Here is an 18,959-nt window from a genome sequence, read left to right on the forward strand (position 1 = left end):
GTCAGCTAGCTCGTCTACTTGGCGCGGTGACGGCGCACCGCGAGGGCGGTTCCGCCGCCGCCAAGGCCGAGGGCCGCGGCAGCCAGCAGGCCGAGCGCCGGAACACCGGTAACCGGCAGCTCAGGCTCCGGGGTCGGCTTCGGCGGCTTGCCCGGGGTCGAGGGCTCCGGAGCGTGCGTCGGCTCGACGGTGGGCTTATCGGTCGGCTTCTCCGTCGGCTCCTCAGTGGGCTTATCGGTCGGCTTCTCCGTCGGCTCCTCAGTGGGCTTATCGGTCGGCTTCTCCGTCGGCTCCTCAGTGGGCTTATCGGTCGGCTTCTCCGTCGGCTCCTCAGTGGGCTTATCGGTCGGCTTCTCCGTCGGCTCCTCAGTGGGCTTATCGGTCGGCTTCTCCGTCGGCGGCTCGGTGGGAGTCTCGGTGGGCTCCTCACTCGGCTCGCCGGTCGGGGCTACGCCGGTGCACAGGAAGGCGTGCGAAATGCGCTTGCCGCTGATCGGCGAGTACTTCTCGCCAATGACGGGGTTCCAGAACTGGTCGTTCACCGTGGCAGACTTCAGCACGAGCAGCACCCACTCGCCACCCTGCTTGATCTCTGGGACCCGAAGGTAATCTGACTCCTCCTCGAGCTTGATGCACTTGGCATCGTCGTAGCCTTTTTCAGCCAGAACGTTTTCCCCAATACCAGGCATGGTTCTGATCCGAGTCGTAACCGGGCTCCGCCATGGCAGGACCCGCCAACAGTCCAACACCCAAGGCAGCGGTGCCGACGGCCGCAAAAATGCGCTTCATAAGAATCTTCCTCCCGAGAAAACTAGGTCAGGCAGATTTAAATAGAGATTTTTCCTGCTCGCACAGGCTGCTCTCTTGATCCGGGATAGGAATCCGGCTTTTTTGCGCAAATGTATACGACACCGAATGCGACGTACTCAAACTCAACTAACTGCACTTGCCCGGCAACTACACGCCCCGACATCTTTTGCGGAGTACGGCAGCCAGCGCACGTGGGCGTTAGTGCAGAACTCCACACCACGTTGGGGGACACCCCCGCAGACTTCTGAAATCCCATGGCGGCGACGGCCCAAAAAACAATCCCCGGGACCATGTTTTGCCCATGATCCCGGGGATTTTTCGTGCGGTAGCGGTGGGATTTGAACCCACGGTGGCTGTTAACCACACAGCATTTCGAGTGCTGCACCTTCGGCCGCTCGGACACGCTACCTTGCCGGATTATCTTAGCTGGCCTAACCCAGCCAAACAAAACCCAGGGCATGTGATCCCGAACGCGGCGCCACTGTGGGAGACTCGCGACATGACGGGCGGGAGCACTGGGGCGCGCAATGTGTGGGGCTTCGGCCTGGGGACCCTCGGTCGCGATATGCTCGCGGCGCTCGTCGCGATGTACCTCATGTTCTACCTGACGGAAGTGCTCGACATCTCCGCGAGCGCCGTGGTGGCGGTGACGGCAATCATGGTCGTGATGCGGATCTTTGACGCCGTGAACGACCCTGTCATGGGGATCATCGTCGATAACACCCGCTCGCGGTGGGGAAAGTTCAAGCCGTGGATCGCGATCGGCGCCCTGGCGTGGGCGGCTGCCTCCATCCTCATGTTCGCCGACTGGGGACTTGAAGGAACGACATTCCTACTCGTCTTTACGGTCGTCTACCTGCTGTGGGAGATCGCCTACACCGTCAATGACATCTCCTACTACGGCATGCTGCCGAGCCTGTCGCGCGATAAGAAGCAGCGCGAACGTATCGGGGTCGTCGCCCGAATTTGCGCGAACATTGGGCTCTTTTCCCTCGTCGTCGGGGTGTTGCCGCTGACCAAGGCGCTTGGGCAATGGACGGGATCGCTACAGCGGGGCTGGTTCACCCTCGCCGTGATCCTTGCGGTCATCATGCTCGCCTTCCAGACGATCACGCTCGTGGTGGCCAAGGAAGAAATCCGGATCGAGCAGCCTCCCACGACTCCGCTGCGGGAATTGTTTTCCGTCATCGTTCGCAATGACCAGCTGCTGTGGGTCACCTTGGCGATGGTCACGTTCATGACGGGCTACCTCGTGACGACATCGCTCGGGATTTACTACTTCCGCTATGTCTACGGCGATGAGGACATGTACTCAATCTTCGCGGCGGTCCTTGGCATCACCCAGATCGTTGGGCTCGCGATCTTCCCGCTCATTGCTCGATTCCTTACTCGCCGCCAGATTCACCGCCTCGCGACAGCGCTGTGCATCGCGGGCTTCGCGCTGTTCTTCGTCGCCGAGCCCTCCATGGCGTTGATCGGATTTGCCGGGGTCCTGCTGTTTTCCGGGCAGGCGTTCATTCAGCTCCTCATGTTGCTGTTCATCGCGGATTGTGTCGAATACGGCGAATGGAAGCTCGGGCGGCGCAATGAGTCGATCACGGTCTCGCTGCAGCCGTTCATCTATAAGGGATCGAACGCGCTCGCGAGCGGCATCGTCGGACTGACGCTCCTCGCCAGTGGAATCGCCTCGCTGTCCTCCGATGATGAGGCGGCAGCGATAACTGCCGGCGGCATACTCGTCGTCAAGATCGCGATGATGGTGCTCCCGCTCGTCTTGACCGCAACGAGCTGGTTGATCCTGCGCGCCAAGTACCGCATCGATGAACCGACCTATGCCCGCATCGTTTCCGACCTGAAGGAGCGCGAATTATGACCGGCCCCATCACTCGCGACTCGAGACTCAAAGACGTCTACGCTCATCCCCTCGGGCGCGACATCATCGACAAGGTGCTGCTGCAGCTAGGCCGCTCACGCGCGTGGGTGACGAATCCGCTAATCTCGGCGGTCTCGCTGAACCAGATCGACCAACTCCTCGGGCGCATCATCGGGCCCGGCTTCATCGACACGCTCATCACGCTGCTCAATACCGAGACCGCGACGCCCGCCGTTTCCCACGCAGCTACCGAGACCCCCTGGTGGAAGGAGGCCATCTTCTATCAGGTTTACCCGCGCAGCTTCCAAGACTCCGACGGTGATGGCATCGGCGATCTGCGAGGCATCAACTCGCGCCTGGATTACCTCGCGTGGCTGGGGATCGATTGCCTATGGCTCTCCCCAATCTTTGACTCCCCTAACGAGGACATGGGCTACGACGTGCGCGACTACCGCGCGATCATGGCCGAGATGGGGACCATGGCCGACATGGAGGCGCTCATCAAGGGCTGCCATGAGCGCGGCATGCGCATCATCTTGGACCTCGTCGTGAACCATACCTCCGACCAGCACGACTGGTTCCAGGCCGCCCTCGCCGACCCGGAAGGCCCATACGGCGAGTATTACTTCCTGCGGCCCGGTAGTGCACAGCCACCGAACAACTGGGAGTCGTTCTTTTCTGGCTCGGCCTGGCGATACCTTCCCGAAGCCGACCGCTGGGCATTGCACCTGTTTGCGCCCGGCCAGCTCGACTTGAACTGGGACAACCCCGGGGTTCGCGCGGAGATCGCTGACATCGTCCAGTTCTGGCGGGCCAAAGGAGTGGACGGCTTCCGCATGGACGTCACCAACTACATCTCGAAATCGCCGGGGCTGCCCGACGGTAACGAGTTCATCGGGCAGCTCATCGGCTTTCGCGGCATCGAGCACTATTTCTACGGCCCCAAGTTGCACGAGTATCTGGCCGAACTGCGTCGGGACGGATTCACCTCACCCGATGGGCAGGTTGGTGTCATGGTCGGGGAGACCCCCGGCATTGGCGTGGAGACCGGGCGGTTGCTATCCGGAGCCGAGCGAGGCGCACTCGACCTCGTCTTCAATTTCAATGTGCTGGAGCCGCCCGGCAAGATCAGGTGGGACGACTACCGCTACGACCTCGCCTATCTCATCGAGTTCTACCGCGACTACCTCACGCGGGTTTCGAGCAGCGACTGGATCGCGCTGTTCGTCGAGAATCACGACAACCCGCGCATGATCTCCAAGGTGCTGGGCAGCGCCGACCGGGATCCGGTGTTGCGCGATGCCGTCGGCATTGCGATCGCAACGATTCAGCTCACGCTGCCGGGCACGCCCTTCATCTTCCAGGGCCAAGAAACTGGGTCGGTCAACCAGCCGTTTTTCGATATCGGCGAGCTGCGTGACGTCGAATCACTCAACCGCTACGCCGAACTGCTCGCGGCGGGGATGAGCGAGGAGGCAGCATGGGCGCAGATCATGGCGGGCTCCCGCGACCACGCTCGCACGCCGCTGGCGTGGGAGACCGGCGGCGGCTTCACGACGGGCGCGGCGTGGCTCGCCGAAACGGTCGCGGGCCCGGGCTATTCGGTTGCCGAGCAGCGAGCAAACCCCGACTCGGTCCTCAACGTCTACCGGCGTCTCATCGCGCTGCGCCGCGAGCATCCGGCCCTCGCAACGGGTGAGGTGACGTTCCTTGCCAGCGGTCAGCGCGGCTATGCCGCGTGGCTGCGAACCTCGCCCGACGGCGCGGAGCGCTGGCTCGTCGAGGTCAATACGACCGGCAGGCGCATTGCGCGCCGAATACCCGAGGGCCCGTGCGAGATTGTGCTCGGCCCGCCGGCGCGCGGCGCCACCATGGCACCGTATGAGGCCGTCGTTGCGCGGCTGCGGCCCCGCTAGCTTCGGCGCTCGTCGAAGAATTCGGCCATGAGCGCTCCGGCGGCGGCCGCTCGTACACCCGCGATAACCTCGCAGCGGTGGTTGGCTCGCGTATCTCGAACGACGTCGCGGATGGAGCCGCACGCACCAGTCTTGGGCTCCCACGCGCCAAAGATGACCCGGTCAACGCGGGCAAGAACCGCCGCGCCCGCACACATCGTGCACGGCTCGATCGTCACGACGAGCGTGCACCCGGCAAGGCGCCACTGCCCGCGCACCGCGGCGGCTTGACGCAGCGCCAGCACCTCGGCATGCGCGGTCGGATCGCCTGCGGCCTCCCGCTCGTTCTTGCCGCGGCCAATGACCTGTCCGGCCTCGTCGATGACGACGGCGCCGATCGGGATATCGCCCGCCAGCCCGGCCTGCCGGGCAAGGGCGAGCGCCTCGTCCATCGCGTCGCCAAAGCGCATCTCGGCCCACGGTTGGGTCCGTGCGTCATCACCGCTACTCACGCAACCACGGTACCGTTAAGACATGCGCTTGCACGTTGCTGACCACCCGCTCATTGCCCACAAATTAACGGTTCTTCGCAAGAAGGACACGCCCTCTGCGACGTTCCGGCTACTCGTCGACGAACTCGTCACGCTGCTCGCCTACGAGGCCACCCGCGATGTCGCCACCGAACCCATCGAGATCGAGACCCCGGTCGCCCGCACCAAGGGCACTCACCTCTCCCTGCCCAAACCCGTCGTCGTTCCCATCCTGCGCGCCGGACTCGGCATGCTCGACGGCATGACCCGGATGCTGCCGACCGCTGAGGTGGGCTTCCTTGGGATGAAACGCGATGAGGAAACCCTCCTCGTCGATACCTACGCCAACCGGTTGCCCGAGGATCTGTCCGGCCGCCAGGTTTACCTGCTGGATCCGATGCTCGCGACGGGTCACACGCTCATTGACGCGATCGAGTTCGTGCTGGAGCGCGGCGCCCGCGACGTCACCTGCGTGTGTCTGCTTGCCGCCCCCGAGGGCCTGAAGAACCTCGAAAAGGCCGTCGGCGACCGCGCCGAGGTCACGATCGTCACCGCTTCGGTCGACGAGAAGCTGAACGAGCAGGCCTACATCGTTCCGGGCCTGGGCGATGCTGGCGATCGCCTCTACGGCATCGTCGACTAACAACGAGCGCGGGCCCCGAGGACAACGACATGTCCTCGGGGCCCGCTGCGTGAGCTGGCGCTAGTTCTTGGAGGAGATGACCTCACCGTTGGGCCAGGTCTTCTTGATGAAGTCGGCGACCTCCTGGCCGTGCAGGATCTCGTCGAGCTTCTTCAGCGCATCGAGCTTTTCGCCCTCCTCGTTCGAGCGGTATGCCACGAGGTTGGCGTAGGGGTTGCCGTCCACGGACTCCAGGACGATCGCATCCTCGGAGGGCTTCAGGCCGCCTTCCAGCGCGAAGTTTCCGTTAATGATGGCGATGTCGACATCCGGCAGGACGCGCGGCAGTGCCGGCGCCTCGGTCTCGACGAACTCGAGCTTCTTGGGGTTGGCCTCGGCGTTGCCGTCGTAGTCGACGATCGAGACGTCGTCCTTGTCGATCTTCTGCAGCGCGCCTTCCTTCACGAGCAGGTCGAGCGCTCGCGCCTGGTTCGAGGGGTCGTTGGAGATGCCGACCTTGGCGCCATCGGCGAGCTCCGAGATGTTCTTGATCTTCTCGGAGTAGATGCCGTAGGGCTCGATGTGGACGCCCTCGAAGTGCGAGAATTCGTAACCCTTGTCGGCGATCTCGGCCTCGAGGTAGGGCAGGTGCTGGAAGTAGTTGGCGTCGAGGTCGCCCTCGGACAGCGCAACGTTCGGCTGGACGTAGTCGGTGTACTCGACGATCTCCAGGTCGAGTCCGGCCTTTTCCGCCAGGCCCTCGCTCTTCACGAAGTTCAGGATCTCGGCGTGCGGCACCGGGGAGGCTCCGACGATCAGCTTGACGGGAGCGCCGCCCTCGGCGGCGGCGGAGGTGTCCCCGGACGCTGGCGTCGTGGCGGAATTGGTGGTGCCGTTGCCACCGCAGGCGGCGAGGGTGAGGGCGGTCGCCGCGGTGATGGCGGCAATCGAGAGGCGGGTGGTACGTGAGCGAGACATGGAATGTCCTTTCGGGTAGCTCAAATGGAGGTTCATGAGGTTGGGGTTGTGAGGGTGCTGGCCTGAAGCTGTTCGCTCCGGTTGGCGGGTGCCTAGCGGTGGTCCACCAACCGGCTCAACATGTCGCCCATCATCTGCACGAGCTGGACGATGAGAACGATGATGACGACGGTCGAGATCATCGTGTCGGTCTGGTAGCGCTGGTAGCCGTAGTTGTAGGCGAGGGTGCCAAGCCCGCCGCCGCCGAGGACGCCCGCGATCGCGGAGTAGCCCACGATCGTGATGATAAGGACCGTAATGCCCTGGACGATTCCGGGCAGGGCTTCTCGCACCTGCACGCCGAACATCACCTGGCGTCCGGTGGCGCCCATCATCGTGGCCGCCTCGACCTTTCCGGGATCGACGGCAAGGACGCTCGTTTCGACGAGGCGCGCGAAGAATGGGATTGCCGCGACCGCGAGGGGCAGCACGGCTGACGTCCACCCGATCGCCGAGCCCATGACAAAGCGCGTGAAGGGGATGAGCGCGATCATCAGGATAATGAAGGGAATCGAACGCCCGATGTTGACGATCGCCCCGAGGACCGAGTTGACGGTCCGGTTGGCGAGGACGCCACGCTTGGAGGTGGCGACGAGCAGCAGGCCGAGCGGCAACCCGAGCAGGACCGTGATGAGTGAGCTGAGGCCCGTCATGTAGAGGGTCTCCAGCGTCGCGGGCCACAGCCGGCGCGAGATCGCGGGGTTATCGAACCAGGTCGGCTTGTCCGTAGCGAGCAGCCGAGTGGCGATATCGGCGAGGGCCGGGGTGTGGCTGGCGCTGACGGCAGCGGCGTATCCAAGAATGCTCACAGCTCGACCTCCACTCCGTTCTCGCGGCGGATCTGCACCGCATGGCCTTCGCGCCACAGCGCGTCGCGCGCCTCACCGGCGACGTCGGGCGGGACGGATACCGCGAGGCGTCCCACCTGCGCGGAGCCGATGGTCTCGAAGGTTCCGGCCGCGATATCGCCGCCGAGATTCGCAACGGCCGAGAGCACGCGCGCGCCCGTAGGCTCGCCAGGGTGGGAGGTGAACATGACGTCCAAGATGGTGTAGCCATCGAGGTAGCCGTCGTCGGGGATCGACGGCGGCGGTACCAGGGCGCGTGCCAGTCGGCTCGTCTTATCGGAGATGATCTCCTCGAGCGTGCCGGTTTCCGCGACCTCGCCGGCGCTCAGCAGCGTCACCGAGTCGCAGATCTCGCGCACGACGCTCATCTCGTGGGTGACGATGACGATCGTGACGCCGAGCTGATCGCACACCTCGCGCAACAACTGCAGGATCGAAGTCGTCGTCTCGGTATCGAGCGCGGAGGTCGGCTCATCGGCCAGGAGCACCGGCGGCCGGGTCGCAAGGGCTCGCGCAATGCCGACGCGCTGCTTCTGCCCGCCCGAGAGCTGGGAGGGATAGGAATCTCCCCTGCCGGTCAGGCCGACGATCTCCAGGAGTTCGGCTACGCGCTTAGCGATATCGCCCTTCGGAGTGCGCATGATTTGAAGCGGGTAGGCGATGTTCTTCGCGGCGGTGCGCTGGTCGAACAGGTTGACGTGCTGGAAGACCATTCCGATACGGCGGCGCAGCGCGCGCCGGGAGCGGGCGTGGGCGGCGGATACTTCAACATCGTCGACGACGACGCGGCCCGAAGTGGGGGTGACGAGCCCGGTCAGGCAGCCGACGAGCGTCGACTTTCCCGCGCCAGAAGGACCTACGATGCCGTGAATGGTGCCGCGTTCGACGCTCAACGTCACGTCGTGCAGGGCTGTCACGGAGCCGTAGGTCTTACCAACTGACTCGAGGGTTATCACCGGGTGTGCCTCCATCGGTCCCGGCGGTAGCACCCTCGCCCGTAATGGGGGGTTGCTGCAGCGTCATCGAGCCGGGTCTCTCAGCTGCTCTGGATGGTTCCGACGCTAGCTTAAACGAAACTTCGCGCTGCGTGCGACCATGGTGTGAGAATTGAGTCATGAATCTCAGCGAGCTACCCCGCGTCCCCGACATTCTCGACGGCTATATTTCGCGACAATTTCGCGTAACAGAAGCCCCCTCGATGCCGCGTGCGACGACGGCCACGCTGGTCCACCATGCGGAACTCCTGCCTGATGCGCAGCGAGCGATTCTCTACCTGCCGGGCTATTCCGACTATTTCTTCCAAACCGAGCACGCGACGGCGTGGCGCAAGCGCGGGTTTGAATTCTTCGCGCTCGACATGCGAGCCCAGGGCCGCAACCTCCTGCCCGGTCCGCGAAGCGAGGAGGGTCCACTGCCGGAATACCTGCCCGACCTGCGCATCCGGCACGAAGACATCGCGCTCGCGATGCGCGCGCTACGCGAGCGCTACGACCAGATCGCGATCCTCGGCCACTCCACGGGCGGCTTGCAGGCCGTCATGTACGCCTACCTCTCCTCCCCCGCCGCGCACCCCACGCGCTCGCGCGGGCTGCCGGATCGCACGCGCCACCCGCTCGCGCCCGACGCGTTGATCCTCAATTCGCCATGGTTCGGCCTCAACGCCAACCCCCTCACGCGCCTCGCCGCGCCGCTCGGCGTCGCTGCCCTCGCTCGCATTGCGCCGACCCAGCAGGTAGCGACCCTCGACCCGGCATACACGCATGACCTCATCGAGTATGACTCCGGGCGCTGGGGCATCGACCCGATGCTGAAACCGATCGACGGCTTCCCCATGCGGGCGGCGACGCTCGCCTCGGTGTGCTCCGCCCAGCGCCGCCTCGCGCGTGGTCTTCACCTCGATATCGCGACCCTCATTTGCCACTCCGCACGCTCGGGCAATAACTCCCACCCCACCGCCGACGAAGTGGCGACAAGCGACGTCGTGCTCGACGTTGCGGACATGACCGGTCGCGCGATGTGCGTAGGCGTGAACGCCCAGACATACGCCATCGAGGACGGGAAGCACGATCTCGCGCTCTCGGGGCCCGCGGCGCGCGAGACCTACCTGCGGCGCATCACCGACTTCGCCGATCTGACGCTCTTTAGGGCGTGAGCATCCCGGCCGCGATGAGCTCCGCGGCGACGTCCTCGATGAAATCTTCGATCGCTTGCCGCCCCGCGACGGGACCGCCCGCGAGATAGGAATCCGTGCCGAGGAGCATCGCGCTCGGCGTCGCAAGGCGCATTGCCCGCGCCGTCCTGCCTGCCGGATCGCGCACGACCGTCACGGCGGCGCCCGCGCGCTCGGCGGCCGCGTCATCGTCATCAGCGACGAGCGCAACCACCTCGACGACGTTATCGAGCCGTTCGCGGTAGTGCGCGAGGCGATCGGTGACCTCCTCGCACGCGTGGCATGCCGAGGTGAGGTTCACGAGGACGACGGCGTGCTCGGTCGCGAGGTAGGGTAGCGCGACGATCTCGCCGTCGGCACGTTGCACATCGAGCACGGGAACGGCCGAGCGCACATAGTCGTTGCGGCGCGCCTGAAGCTCGGCTTCGGCCTGCCGATAGGCCTCCTGCACGCCCTCATCGCGCGCGCCGGAGCGCTCGCCGGCCAGGTAGCCCCACGCCGCCAGCGCCCCTGCCGCCGCGACGGCGACGCTCGCCGCAAAGCCCACTGGGTGCGCCGCGGCGTAATCCCACGGCCCGACGCGCATCAGGTGCGCGACAAGCGCCAGGCCCGCGAGCGCCAACAGTCCGAGGTTGCGAGCCACGGTCGCGTACGACATGGGAGCCGAGGACTCGCCAAAGCAGTGGCAGGGCGTGCCGCGTCCCGAGGCGACGGCCGCGGTCACGAGCAGCGTGAAGATGATCAGCAGGGCGAGCAGGCCCGCGGCCGCGGCGACGCCGAAGGCTGCGGGCAGCAGCAACGCGATCGCAAGGACGAGCTCCACGATCGGCAGGGCGCGCACCGCCCACGGCTTCGCGAGCGCGCGCGGCACGCCGAGCCGCCGCCACGTCGCGATATCGCGCCCGATGCCGGGCGAATGACGCAGCTTGCCAACGCCGCTGCCAATGAAGGCAGCGGCGAGAAGAATCGTTGCAACAGTGAGGGCCACGCTTGCAGATTACAAGATCTGCGTGAGCATCTCGCGTGCCGTTTGCCGCACATCGCGTCCCTCGGACAGCGCCGAGACGGCCGAGCCGTCGACGACGGCGACGATGAGCTGGGGCGAGACGTCGATCCCGACGTGGCACAGCACCCGCGCGATGGCGTCATCGAGCTGCTCACGCCCGGCCGCATAGGCGGTTGCCACCGGCGCGGTGCGGGCGGCCTCCAGCAGCTGGAGGTAGTGGTTTTCGAGGCTGTCGGTCGGCGGCAGGCAGGCGCGCAGGATGAGCGAAATTGCCTCGTCCTTCGTCTCGGGCGCCGCCGATTTCTCGATGTCCTCGGCCACCTTTTCGGCGCGCCGAGCCCACATCCGGATGTTGACCTTGCCCGCCTCGGTGAGGAGCTCATCGAGGCCGGAGAAGTAGTACGTCGTCGCCGAAAGCGAGCACCCCACTCTTCGTGCGACGGCGCGGTGAGAGACGGCGACGGGCCCCTCCTCGCGGATAATTGCCGCCGCCGCTTCCACGAGCGCCATCCGTCGCAGTTCGCCGCGGGCGCGCCGCGCAACCGGGGTCGATGGGGTCTCAGTCATTGTCTTCGTCTCAGCTCGTCGTTGAACGTATCTGTTCTTGAGCCTACTCAGTGCGCAGCGGTTCGTGCGACCGCTCCTTGGCAGCAATCATTCCCGCGAGCGCCATCACCGCGACGGCCACGAGGTACCAGGCCGGAGCCAGCTTACTTCCGGTGGCACTGATAAGCCACGTCGAGATTGCAGCGGCGGTCCCACCAAAGATCGCGTTCGCCAAATTGAAACTGAGCGCGAAACCCGTGTACCGCACCTTAGTCGGGAACGTTTCCGCCAGGAACGTGGCAAGCGTGCCATCGTTTGCCGTGAGCAGGATATTGAACACCACCAGCACGGCAAGCACTGGGATGAATGTAGGCGTGCCCAAGACCAAGAACAGCGGAACAGTCAACACAATGAAGCCAACGCACGCCGAAATGAGCATCCGGCGCCGCCCAACCATGTCGGACAGGTGTCCCATTCCGAAGATCGACGCGACGTAGACGGCGAGCGCGATCGACTGCGCGATGAATGCAGGCGTCTCCCGCATTCCAAGCTCCTCAGTTAGGTACGTCGGCATGTACGACAGAACGAGATAGAACGCGACAGCGTTAAGAGTGGCCACACCAAACGCGATCGCGAGTTCGTGGAAGTGATGTTTAAAGACATAGGTGACTGGCACCTTCACGTCAGTATCTTCTTCCCCGCTTTCGATCTGGTCCTGCATTTCGCGATACGCGGGAGAGTCCTCCAAGTGAGTTCTGATGTAGCGTCCGACGAGACCTAGGGGGAGCGCCAACAGGAACGGAATGCGCCATCCCCAGCTATGAATTTGCTCAAGAGTTAAAACCCCGTACATCCCCGTAACGAACAGGGATCCGACGAGAAGGCCGGTTGCCGTAGAGGCGGGTACGAAAGAGGTGTACATACCGCGCTTTTCTGTTGGCGCATATTCCGCCAGGAAGGTCGCCGCGCCGGCATATTCACCCGAGGCGGAAAAGCCCTGGATCATGCGGAATACGAGCAGCAACAAGGGGGCTGCTAAACCGATTGTGGCATAGGGTGGGATGAGTGCGATCATGAATGTCGCGCCGGTCATTAAGAGAATTGACCAGCTCAATGCCCAGCGCCGCCCGTACTTATCTCCCCAGGTGCCCCACATCATCGCGCCGATTGGTCGCAGGATGAAGGACAGTGCAAATATAGAGAATGTTGCGATTCGCTGCGCTACGGGGTCTGCCAGGGGAAAGAAAACCTGCCCGATAACCACAGCTAAATAGCCGTACGTTGCGTAGTCAAACCACTCAACGAAATTCCCAATAAAACTTGCCGTCGCTGCCTTCCGCAGGGCATGGTGCTGCTCCCCGCTAGTGGGACCGCGGCCACCTCTGTCCCCCTGATCACTGCCTGACATGAAATTTCACCTTCTAGTTCGGATGATAATCTTCACCATCGAAGATCGCTAAGTGTCGTCGGCGGCAGGCCCATCCGATTTCCTGCCGCCGACGACGTCATATCCGGTTGTTATACCGGTGTCCCTGCCGGCGGGGCAGCGCGCTGGCTTCGCCGTTTACGAGCCTTCGATAGCTCGCCGAAAACGGGGCCCATACCACCGACGATGATCAAGAGTCCTCCAATAGCGCCGATCAGGGTGAGTGATTCCTTCCAGATCAAGGCACCAAGAATCAACGCAACAACGCACTCCCAGTACGCGATTGTTGACAACTCAACTGCGAGGAGATGTTTGCCCGCGACGACAAGCAATCCGATAGCGAACAGGCCGCAGACCAAGAACAGGACGACTGCCCACAGCCAGTTTGTCCCCGTCATCACGGAAAGCGGGTTCGTGTCATCCAGCGTCGTCATGCGGAAAATCATCACGACGATGGCACCGATAGCACCGAAGATGAAGTTCCAGAAACCACGCACCTCGGAATCAATGTCGCCGCGATAGCGGTAGAAAAAGAGCGCTAGTCCGTAGAACACTCCCGATCCGAGTCCGAAGATGTCACCCATGACCTTGTTCGGGAATGCCGGGTCCGACCCGAGCTGCAACCCGATTTCAAGCCCGGCACCGGTTGTGTAGTTAATGATGCCAATCGTCATGAGCATGCCGATGAAGACTAGCCCTAGGAACCCAGCATTCTTCAGTGAAATCTTCTCCTTGAGAAAGATCCAGGCGAGAATTGCTGAGAACAATGGCCCTGTATAGATCAAGAAAACAGCGTTGGCGATCGAGGTCATCAACGTCGACGATACGTACAGGGCAAGGGACGTACCGATCGCGAGGCCACCGGCGATAACGGTAAAAGATAGCTTAGTTTCCTTGAGCTTTGGGAGTTTCTTCACCGCCAAGATAATTAACAACATGCCGATCGCACCGGTTGTCATGCGACCAAAAGCAAGAAAATCTCCGATGATATATCTATTTCCATCGGGATCAATTGGCGTCGCTAAGCGCCCAAGTGTTCCTACGAGACCCATTCCGGTGGCCGATAGGAGCATGGCGACGAAACCGAGCTTTTTGTTCATAATCTGAGTTGGAAGTACTGTTCCGTCAGGAGCGACTGCTGTCGTGTTATTCATGATGATCCTTCACAGGGTTGCGGCAGCACTCACTCACCTATGAGCAAGTACAGCGGATGATGTGACTGCACAGCATGACTGGACCACCTCTAGCCAGTCATGAGAAAAGAAATGCAAGCTCCCAGTGGAACCTAGACGCACCACTGCGTTGTGTAGTCCTGCAAGCCGTTCGTCGTTTCCACCGGTGGTGGCGCAGATGCTCCTGCGCCACCACCTTGGGGGGAAGGATGCTAGCCACTAGGCAGCTAGCGAGTGCGAACTAGACGAGGGTCGGGTCCTCAACCTGGTTCGGGAAGTAATCCTCGCAGCCACCTTCGCGGTAGACGTCGGCGGTCGCGCAGTGCAGGGCACCGCCGAAGGCGTAGGCGTCGCGGAAGGGCACGGGGATCGGGTTCATGCCGAGCTTGTCCATCTGCTCGAGCTGGTTGTGCTCCGAAGCCTCAACGATCACGTTCTTGTGGTCGAGGACGAGGCAGTTCATCGACAGCCAGACCGAGGAGTAGCACAGCGGCGGCGGGGTCTCGTGAGCCGGCATCGCGGCGTCGACGATCTCCCAGTCGTTGGCCTCGAAGATCTTGCGCTGCTCTTCGGGCAGACGACGGTGCGGGTTGTTGATGATCAGGCCCGGGCGCAGCGGCACGAAGGTCGCGTCGATGTGGATCGGGTAGGGATCGCCGGGGAAGTTCACGGCGTGGATCCGCAGATCCGGGTACTTGCGCTTGAACCACTCCATGGCCTTACGGTTCGTGGTCAGGCCATGCTGGATGAAGAGGTCCTTGCCGAGGCGCAGCACGTCGGCGGCGTCGAACAGAATTTCTTCTTCAGTGGTCACGAAGTCCTTGTTGGCGGTGCGCTCGAGACGCTCCTCCAGCGAGATCTTCTCATCGTAGTAGTTGTGCTTGTAGGACTTGTCCGTCAGGCGCGGGCGCGGTGCCTGCGACCACAGGAACTCCGGGTCCTCGTTGAAGTACTGGCTGAGCAGCGGCCAGTAGGCCAGGTACTCCCAGTAGCGGCAACGGAAAGACATGGGAGCGGCAATGATCTCCGAACCAATGGTGAGCAGCACGTCACGGGGCGGCATGCAGGTCATCATTGAGTCAGTACGGAAATCAGGGGTAATAACAGGCTGGTTCCACTGCAGCGGCGTGGGGCGGTCAACCTTGACACCGTGCTCTTCAAGAACCTTTGCGAGGTTGTCGAGCTGAGCATTAGCCTTCTCAACGGTCTCGAGAGGACGGGGTCCCCACATGCCGCGCATTTCCGAGTCCACCGGCACCTTCTCCGAGGTGGCAGGCTCTTCATTCGGGATGACCGAGTTATCCGCACGACCAACAATCACGTGCTTGAGCGGGTCAAAGTCGTTCCATGAATTGACGATCTTCGCCATGGTGTAACTCCTTCTTTCTCTGGCGCGCTACGTTACGCACCAGGCTGGGTGACGCACGAGGATCATGCGTCGGCTTGGTTCCGTTCCCCAGGTGGGGGTCGGAGGTTTGAGGAGGTGGGCGGAAGTGGTTGCTCCCTTCCGCCCACCGCGGATTAGGCTTCGCGCGGGTAGGTACCGTCGCGGGTGATGATCGTGCCGGCTTCGCCAGCGATGATCTTTTGGGCGTCAGCTAGGCGGCCGATGGCAGCGACGCCGCCGGTGGCTTCGACGAACTGGATGGCTGCTTCAACCTTCGGCCCCATGGAACCGGCAGCAAACCCTTGCTCGCGCAGTTCATCTGGAGTCGCGCGGTTTATCTCCCGCTGTTCGGGGGTGCCCCAGTTTTCCATGACGGCGGGAACGTCGGTCAGGACAATGAACATGTCCGCCCCGAGTTCCTCCGAGAGCACCGCACCGGAACGGTCCTTATCGATCACGGCCTCAACGCCGACGAGCTTGCCGGACTCATCCTGCTTCACCGGGATACCGCCACCACCGGAGCAGATGACCGTGGTGCCCGCGCCCACAAGTTCCTTGATCGTCTTGATCTCAACGATCGACTTGGGGATCGGGGAGCCCACCACGCGGCGGAAGTAGGGCCCATCGGCCTTCATCACCCAGCCACGCTCGGCCTCGAATTCCTTGGCCTGCTCTTCGGTGTAGACCTCGCCGACGAACTTCGTTGGGTTGTCGAAGGCGGGATCATCGGCGTCGACGAGGGTCTGGTTGATCGTGCAGACGACCTCGCGGTCTGGCAGCGCGTTCTTCAGCGCGTGCTGCAGCCAGTACCCGATCATGCCCTGCGTCATCGCGCCGAGCGTGTCGAAGGGGTAAGGCTCGGAGAGCTTGGGATCGTTGGCCGACTGCAATGCGATGACGCCGACCTGCGGGCCATTGCCGTGAGTAATCACGAGTTCATGTTCCTCGGCAACGGGTGCAAGGGCATCGACGGCGGTGTTGACGTTATCGATCTGGATGCGGGCGTCAGGTTTCTGGCCCCGCTCCAGCATGGCGTTTCCGCCGAGTGCTACGACAATGCGCATCTGGCTACTCCCCAAGGGTTGCGACCATAACGGCCTTGATGGTGTGCATGCGGTTTTCGGCCTGATCGAAGACGACCGACTGCGGGCCTTCGAAGACCTCGTCGGAGACCTCCATCGATTCCAGCCCCGTTTTTTGGTAGATGTCTTCGCCGACGACGGTATTGCGGTCGTGGAAGGCGGGCAGGCAGTGCAGGAACTTGGCGTTCGGGTTGCCGGTGGCATCCATGAGCTTCTGGTTGACCTGATAGTCCTTCAGCAGCGCGATGCGCTCGTCCCAAACCTCCTTGGGCTCACCCATGGAGACCCACACGTCGGCGTAGAGGAAGTCGCAGCCCTTCACGCCCTCGAGCGGGTCGTCGGTGTGGGTGACCTTGCCGCCGGTCTTCTCGGCGATTTCGTTCGCCTTGTCGATCCACTTCTGCTCGTTCCACAGCTCCTTCGGACCGACGATGCGCACGTCCATGCCGAGCATGACGCCCGCGATCATCAGGGAGTTGGAGATGTTGTTACGGCCATCGCCGAGGTAGGCGAAGGAGATCTCGTTGTAGGGCTTGCCCGAGTGTTCCTTCATCGTCAGCTGGTCACACAGCATCTGGGTCGGGTGCCAGTCATCGGTCAGGCCGTTCCACACCGGGACGCCGGACAGTTCGGCCAGCGTCTCGACGTGGGACTGTTCCTTGCCGCGGAATTCGATGCCGTCGTAGTAGCGGCCAAGGACACGAGCGGTATCGGCGACAGATTCCTTGTGGCCCATCTGCGAGGAGACCGGATCCAGGTAGGTAATGTGCGCGCCCTGATCGTAGGCAGCCACTTCAAAGGAGCACCGGGTCCGCGTGGAGGTCTTTTCGAAGATGAGCGCGATGTTCTTGTCCTTGAGGTGCTTTTCCTCTCGGCCTTCCTTCTTGGCGGCCTTGAGCTCTTCGGCGAGCTCCAGGAGCGACAGCCACTCTTCGGGGGTGAAATCCAGTTCCTTGAGGAAGTGCCGGCCGTGCAGTGCGTGCTTCATAGTGTGTTCTTTCTCTGGGTAGGGCTGTGGTGGTTAGATTCCGTCGCGTTCGATCGGGCAGCTCATGCAACGCGGTCCTCCGCGACCGCGGCCGAGTTCAGACCCGGGAACTTCGATAACCTCGATACCCTGCTTGCGCAGGTAGGTGTTCGAAGCGACGTTGCGCTCATAGCCGACGACGACGCCGGGCTTGACCGCGAGTAGGTTGCATCCGTCGTCCCACTGCTCGCGCTCTGCCTGCAAGGAATCCTGCGGCGTGGTCAGCACGCGGATTTCGGGCAGATCGAGAGCGTCAGCGATGACGTCGAACATGGTGTCGGGAGAGTTGTAGGTGACGTCGAGCTTGCCAGAGGATTCCCCGGGGCGAATGGTGTTCGACGCCAGCATGCCGAGGTTGCCGTACGCGGTGAACGATTCCTCATCAACCATCGTCATGACGGTATCGAGGTGCATCATCGCGCGTTCGCTCGGCATATGAAGTGCCACGATGCGCTCTGCACGTCCGGCATCAAAGAGTTGCCGGGCAAGCCGTTCAACACCCTGGGGCGTGGTGCGTTCCGACATTCCGACAAGGACGGAGCCCTTGCCGATCACGAGGACGTCGCCGCCCTCGATCGCTGCCGGCCCTTCCTGGGTCGCGGTTGACCAGTTGTTGAATTCCTTATCGGCGAACTTCGGATGCCACCGGTAGATGGCTTCGTAATTGATGGTTTCGCGTTGCCGCGCATCCATCCTCATCGAGTTCACCGACACCCCGTCATAGACCCAGCACGACGTATCCCGGGTGAAGAGGTGGTTAGGCAACGGCGTCAGGGCGAAATCATCGGGCCCGAGCATGTCCAGGACGACGGACTTGGGATCGCCGACCTCCTTAAACAGCTCCTGCTTCGTCATGCCCCCAACGAGGACCGCCGCAAGTTTGTCCGATTCCAACCGGTCTGCGTAGTTTCGCAGCGCATCCGTGGTGGACAGCCCATAGCGGCGTTCGTCGAAAACATGATCAAGAATGTGGGCCCGTGCGTCCGGGATGTCCAGCGTCTCCGAAAGCAGATCTTGGAAGTACAGAACTTCACAACCCTGCTCGCGCAGAGCGTCAGCAAACATGTCGTGCTCTCGTTGGGCTTCTTTCAGCCATACGATGTCGTCGAAAAGAAGTTGATCTTTATTCGACGGGGTAAGACGAGCAAGTTCCTGACCGGGGCGATGAATGATTACCTGATGAAGTTGTCCAACTTCGGAATCAACGTGGTACGTCATTGTTCCTACGCTCTCTCGTGGGTCTCACGTGGTCGGTACGTGTTCAGTCTCTCCTTTCTGGTACGACCGTACTAGGGACGTTGGTCCCAGATCATTTCAATTCCGCAGAATTCTGCGGAAAACTTCCGGTACGACCGTGCTAGCTTCTACGGAGAAAGCCATTGATCGTTACCATTCTGTCACCCGCAAGTGTGTCACAGCGACGCCGACAAGGCACGAGAATCTCCCTGGGAATACCCTGAAAATCCCGCACCTTGGGATATCCACGGCAGGGATATCGAGTGGCCACTAAATTCACGCCACACCACCTGATCGGATCAAGAATTCCCG

At 62.6% G+C, this 18,959-nt stretch carries 17 protein-coding genes, 1 tRNA gene and 1 riboswitch; of the genes, 4 read left to right on the forward strand and 14 right to left on the reverse strand.

Translation table 11 applies throughout. From position 1 onward, the window contains the following. Positions 1-14: 14 nt before the first annotated feature. On the reverse strand, positions 15-689 hold the full coding sequence (locus BLU67_RS06025) for a PT domain-containing protein (RefSeq protein WP_092563644.1): 675 nt from the start codon (positions 687-689) through the stop codon (positions 15-17). Between the two features lie 444 nt (positions 690-1,133). Beyond that, positions 1,134-1,219: transfer RNA gene (locus tag BLU67_RS06030), tRNA-Ser, on the reverse strand. A 90-nt stretch (positions 1,220-1,309) separates the two neighbouring features. On the opposite strand from BLU67_RS06030, the gene BLU67_RS06035 reads away from it, so the two are divergent. Together BLU67_RS06035 and BLU67_RS06040 are read left to right on the forward strand one after the other, a co-directional pair. Then, complete coding sequence (locus tag BLU67_RS06035; RefSeq protein WP_092563647.1) at positions 1,310-2,683, forward strand: glycoside-pentoside-hexuronide (GPH):cation symporter; 1,374 nt, start codon at positions 1,310-1,312, stop codon at positions 2,681-2,683. Further along, positions 2,680-4,599, forward strand: coding sequence for an alpha-glucosidase (locus BLU67_RS06040; RefSeq protein ID WP_092563650.1), 1,920 nt, complete (start codon positions 2,680-2,682; stop codon positions 4,597-4,599). Before BLU67_RS06035 ends, BLU67_RS06040 begins: the two co-directional genes overlap by 4 nt. Here BLU67_RS06040 and BLU67_RS06045 read toward each other — a convergent pair. Then, entirely contained in the window at positions 4,596-5,090 is a 495-nt protein-coding gene (locus tag BLU67_RS06045; protein ID WP_410002420.1) for a nucleoside deaminase, read from the reverse strand. The genes BLU67_RS06040 and BLU67_RS06045 overlap by 4 nt on opposite strands. 22 nt (positions 5,091-5,112) lie before the next feature. Between BLU67_RS06045 and upp the strand changes: the two genes are divergently transcribed. Then, positions 5,113-5,751, forward strand: a complete 639-nt coding sequence (gene upp, locus BLU67_RS06050) for a uracil phosphoribosyltransferase (protein ID WP_092563656.1) — start codon at positions 5,113-5,115, stop codon at positions 5,749-5,751. A gap of 60 nt (positions 5,752-5,811) precedes the next feature. Here the strand turns inward: upp and BLU67_RS06055 are convergent, their stop codons facing one another. The 3 genes from BLU67_RS06055 to BLU67_RS06065 form a co-directional block, all read right to left on the reverse strand. Beyond that, positions 5,812-6,708, reverse strand: a complete 897-nt coding sequence (locus tag BLU67_RS06055; protein ID WP_092563659.1) for a MetQ/NlpA family ABC transporter substrate-binding protein — start codon at positions 6,706-6,708, stop codon at positions 5,812-5,814. Between the two features lie 92 nt (positions 6,709-6,800). Continuing rightward, positions 6,801-7,556: a methionine ABC transporter permease gene (locus BLU67_RS06060; protein WP_410002421.1), complete on the reverse strand. Its 756-nt coding sequence runs from the start codon at positions 7,554-7,556 to the stop codon at positions 6,801-6,803. Continuing rightward, entirely contained in the window at positions 7,553-8,551 is a 999-nt protein-coding gene (locus tag BLU67_RS06065) for a methionine ABC transporter ATP-binding protein (RefSeq protein WP_261977051.1), read from the reverse strand. The genes BLU67_RS06060 and BLU67_RS06065 overlap by 4 nt, the downstream gene beginning before the upstream one ends. A gap of 8 nt (positions 8,552-8,559) precedes the next feature. Continuing rightward, a riboswitch (SAM riboswitch) is annotated at positions 8,560-8,651 on the reverse strand. Between the two features lie 58 nt (positions 8,652-8,709). Between BLU67_RS06065 and BLU67_RS06070 the strand changes: the two genes are divergently transcribed. After that, positions 8,710-9,747, forward strand: a complete 1,038-nt coding sequence (locus tag BLU67_RS06070; RefSeq protein ID WP_092563665.1) for an alpha/beta hydrolase — start codon at positions 8,710-8,712, stop codon at positions 9,745-9,747. Here the strand turns inward: BLU67_RS06070 and BLU67_RS06075 are convergent. The 8 genes from BLU67_RS06075 to arcA form a co-directional block, all read right to left on the reverse strand. After that, positions 9,737-10,753: a MauE/DoxX family redox-associated membrane protein gene (locus BLU67_RS06075; protein ID WP_092563668.1), complete on the reverse strand. Its 1,017-nt coding sequence runs from the start codon at positions 10,751-10,753 to the stop codon at positions 9,737-9,739. The two genes, BLU67_RS06070 and BLU67_RS06075, sit on opposite strands and share 11 nt — an antisense overlap. 9 nt (positions 10,754-10,762) lie before the next feature. Then, entirely contained in the window at positions 10,763-11,338 is a 576-nt protein-coding gene (locus BLU67_RS06080; RefSeq protein WP_092563671.1) for a TetR/AcrR family transcriptional regulator, read from the reverse strand. 43 nt (positions 11,339-11,381) lie between these two features. After that, positions 11,382-12,725, reverse strand: a complete 1,344-nt coding sequence (locus BLU67_RS06085; RefSeq protein ID WP_092563674.1) for an MFS transporter — start codon at positions 12,723-12,725, stop codon at positions 11,382-11,384. A gap of 110 nt (positions 12,726-12,835) precedes the next feature. Beyond that, complete coding sequence (locus tag BLU67_RS06090) at positions 12,836-13,897, reverse strand: DMT family transporter (protein ID WP_222842397.1); 1,062 nt, start codon at positions 13,895-13,897, stop codon at positions 12,836-12,838. 259 nt (positions 13,898-14,156) lie between these two features. Beyond that, a complete protein-coding gene (locus BLU67_RS06095; protein WP_092563680.1) occupies positions 14,157-15,284 on the reverse strand; it encodes a serine/threonine protein kinase in 1,128 nt (375 codons plus the stop codon). A 152-nt stretch (positions 15,285-15,436) separates the two neighbouring features. Further along, positions 15,437-16,366, reverse strand: coding sequence for a carbamate kinase (gene arcC / locus BLU67_RS06100; protein ID WP_092563683.1), 930 nt, complete (start codon positions 16,364-16,366; stop codon positions 15,437-15,439). Between the two features lie 4 nt (positions 16,367-16,370). After that, positions 16,371-17,372 carry an ornithine carbamoyltransferase gene (gene argF / locus BLU67_RS06105; RefSeq protein ID WP_092563686.1) on the reverse strand — a complete coding sequence of 334 codons (1,002 nt, stop codon included), beginning with the start codon at positions 17,370-17,372 and terminating at the stop codon, positions 16,371-16,373. A 33-nt stretch (positions 17,373-17,405) separates the two neighbouring features. After that, positions 17,406-18,629, reverse strand: a complete 1,224-nt coding sequence (arcA, locus tag BLU67_RS06110) for an arginine deiminase (protein ID WP_092563689.1) — start codon at positions 18,627-18,629, stop codon at positions 17,406-17,408. Between the last annotated feature and the right edge of the window lie 330 nt (positions 18,630-18,959).

This window comes from Bowdeniella nasicola (genome assembly GCF_900107735.1).
Lineage (GTDB): Bacteria > Actinomycetota > Actinomycetes > Actinomycetales > Actinomycetaceae > Bowdeniella > Bowdeniella massiliensis.

What these genes read in the sequence shown, in the direction of transcription:
- BLU67_RS06025 (WP_092563644.1), bottom strand. Translation starts at nt 689, where the DNA reads ATGCCTGGTATTGGGGAAAACGTTCTGGCTGAAAAAGGCTACGACGAT.
- BLU67_RS06035 (WP_092563647.1), top strand. Translation starts at nt 1,310, where the DNA reads ATGACGGGCGGGAGCACTGGGGCGCGCAATGTGTGGGGCTTCGGCCTG.
- BLU67_RS06040 (WP_092563650.1), top strand. Translation starts at nt 2,680, where the DNA reads ATGACCGGCCCCATCACTCGCGACTCGAGACTCAAAGACGTCTACGCT.
- upp (WP_092563656.1), top strand. Translation starts at nt 5,113, where the DNA reads ATGCGCTTGCACGTTGCTGACCACCCGCTCATTGCCCACAAATTAACG.
- BLU67_RS06055 (WP_092563659.1), bottom strand. Translation starts at nt 6,708, where the DNA reads ATGTCTCGCTCACGTACCACCCGCCTCTCGATTGCCGCCATCACCGCG.
- BLU67_RS06070 (WP_092563665.1), top strand. Translation starts at nt 8,710, where the DNA reads ATGAATCTCAGCGAGCTACCCCGCGTCCCCGACATTCTCGACGGCTAT.
- BLU67_RS06080 (WP_092563671.1), bottom strand. Translation starts at nt 11,338, where the DNA reads ATGACTGAGACCCCATCGACCCCGGTTGCGCGGCGCGCCCGCGGCGAA.
- BLU67_RS06085 (WP_092563674.1), bottom strand. Translation starts at nt 12,725, where the DNA reads ATGTCAGGCAGTGATCAGGGGGACAGAGGTGGCCGCGGTCCCACTAGC.
- BLU67_RS06090 (WP_222842397.1), bottom strand. Translation starts at nt 13,897, where the DNA reads ATGAATAACACGACAGCAGTCGCTCCTGACGGAACAGTACTTCCAACT.
- BLU67_RS06095 (WP_092563680.1), bottom strand. Translation starts at nt 15,284, where the DNA reads ATGGCGAAGATCGTCAATTCATGGAACGACTTTGACCCGCTCAAGCAC.
- arcC (WP_092563683.1), bottom strand. Translation starts at nt 16,366, where the DNA reads ATGCGCATTGTCGTAGCACTCGGCGGAAACGCCATGCTGGAGCGGGGC.
- argF (WP_092563686.1), bottom strand. Translation starts at nt 17,372, where the DNA reads ATGAAGCACGCACTGCACGGCCGGCACTTCCTCAAGGAACTGGATTTC.
- arcA (WP_092563689.1), bottom strand. Translation starts at nt 18,629, where the DNA reads ATGACGTACCACGTTGATTCCGAAGTTGGACAACTTCATCAGGTAATC.